General features: G+C 60.8%; 2 protein-coding genes. Both read right to left on the minus strand.

Annotated elements, in window-relative coordinates:
- A partial coding sequence (locus VGG64_02980; protein ID HEY1598535.1) for an IS66 family transposase occupies positions 1–1315 on the minus strand: 1315 nt, incomplete at its 3' end.
- 421 nt (positions 1316–1736) lie between these two features.
- Positions 1737–2294: hypothetical protein (locus VGG64_02985; GenBank protein ID HEY1598536.1), on the minus strand; the 558-nt coding region annotated here is incomplete at its 5' end.

Genomic DNA, 2294 nt, shown 5'->3' on the forward strand with positions numbered 1-2294 from the left:
CTTGTTGGGCGCAGGTAGCCATCGTCGACCAGATGCGTTCCAACCACCGCCGGCCCGCTTCGCTCCGCGATCCTTGAGTCACCAAACGATCAATCACCACGAAGCGAATCGCCTGTTCCGCCAGATTGTTCGTCGGCTCGATGCCCGGCGTGGTGATGAATCGCAGATAACTTGTGCCGTGTCGTGCAAAGCGTTCCGCCAAGTTCTGGGCTTCATTCGTGCTGGGCACGCGGTACGTGGCTTGGGCCACCAGTTCGTCGCCCGCATTTTGCAGCTCGACCACGAAGTCATCGGCGGAATACTTGTCGCGGCGATGGATCACCGCGAACATCTCACGCATCGCTTGCTGCACCCGCCGGCCATAGGCCCGATTGCGGGAGTTGGGATGCTCGACCAGAAAGCGGATGTCGCGGAGCAGATGCGCCAAACAGAATTGCACCAGGACGCCAAAGTCGTTCATGTACTTGCGGTAGGCGCTGAAGTAGTCGCACCCGAGCACGCCCTTGAACTCCTCCCCCAACACGTCGACCAACACCTCCGACGACCGCGACGGGTCGATCTTGAACAACGTGAAGCTGGCGGCGCGAAAGCACCAGGTCCACAACCGTTGGGCATATTCCTTGTGCCCCGTCTCGTCGACGTTGAGTACCGCCTGTTGGGTCACGGCGTCCAGCAATTCCTCGTAGGCCCCGTCGAGACTGTCGGCCACTTTGGCACAAACATTGCGCAGGTGCCCGCGACTGACCGTCACGCCCACCACGTCGCGGAGGAATTTGCGGATCGTGGTGAACGAACAATGGCAACCTCCTTTGAGAAAGGCAACCAGCGCGGTCAAGCGGGGACCGATCAGCCCGGCATGGCGAATCGCCGTGGGAATCTCGGCATAGTGAACCTTCTGGCAGCAGGGACAAAAACCGGCGTGCCCACGATGTTCGCTGATCTCGATGGGCGTGGCAACGATTTCCACCTGCTGGACGACGCGCGGCTCGACCTTCCGCGACCGGAGCTCGCCGCCGCAGTCGGGGCAATGCGTCAGACAATAATCGAACGTATGGTCGATTTCGTCGGGAGCAAACCGAGTCCGCTCGTGTCGCGGATGACCGGGCTGCGCTCCGCGTTTCCGTTTGCCGCCATTGGCGACGGCGGGCCGCGGCGGTTTGACCAAGTCACTGGAAGGCGGCTTGGAGGAATTCGCCGAGTTCTTGTTGGCCTTGGCCAACTCGGCTTCCAGAACGGCCAAGCGTTGCTCCAGGCCTTCAACGCGTCGCTGAAGGACTTCGCAATTCGGGCACGGCTTGTCGGCGGGCTGCGTCATAGCGCCGCCAAGTTACCCGATCACCTACAAAACCTCGAATACCGATTTACCCAAAAATCCGTGAACGCTTACAAGATTTGCCCGGACATCTGCATTACGCGCCGGGCCGTCTCCAGAGCCCCCCTCCCTTCAACGACGCGGAGCATAGCGAGAACCTCCGGTGCGGTGATGTCTGCGATCGGCCTTTGGCCCAGCTTCGGAAGGATGTGCTCTTCGAGACGGTTGTGTCCTTCCGGCAAGCGTGAAAAAACGGGTGCCCCTGCGGCCGACAAGGGTGCGGCGGGGAATGCTGGCGAGGGGTCGCGGCAGTTGGAGACGCCGGCGAGTTGCGGTCGGCCCGCAGATGGCGTGAGATTTCCGGTCCGTTTCCAGCCGGTGCCGGGTGCCTCCGCCAGGAATCGACGGCGGGTGATTACGGCCGCTATGTCTTGAAGCGGCTTTGCAGCGATTGAAGTTGCCCCTCGCAGATGAATCCCACGCCGTCACGCTTCGTCATGGCCTCGCACCAGGCCACCACCTCGTCCGATGGCAGGTCGGATTTCTCGAGGATCTGAATGACCGGCATCAAGCATCCCTCGATGTCTTCTGTCATCAACCCCTCGTCGCTCATTTCGACTTGATAGCTGCCCTGCTTCATCAGCTCGAGCGAAAGCTCCATCGCCAGACGCAACTCACCCAGATCGATCAATCGCATCAAGTTGCGTCGGACTTCCTCGTAGGCTTCGTAGTCGTAGGCAAAATTATGGTTGGCGTCGCGCTGATCGAAATCGGTCGCATCGGCGATCGCTTGGCGCGTCGTCGCGGCAAGCTCTTGGGGCGAGGCCTTCAGTTCGATGCGCGCAGCAAGCCGACGGAGAATGACCCGATCCTCGTCCGCCAATTCCACGAGGACTTCAATCAGTTGGCCTTTCGTGCATTTGATCAGAGCCGTGCGGAGCCGCTGCGCGGCATCGGTCTTTTTGGCAACTTTCTTCTCGCG

The organism is Pirellulales bacterium (assembly GCA_036490175.1).
Taxonomy (GTDB): Bacteria; Planctomycetota; Planctomycetia; order Pirellulales; family JACPPG01; genus JACPPG01.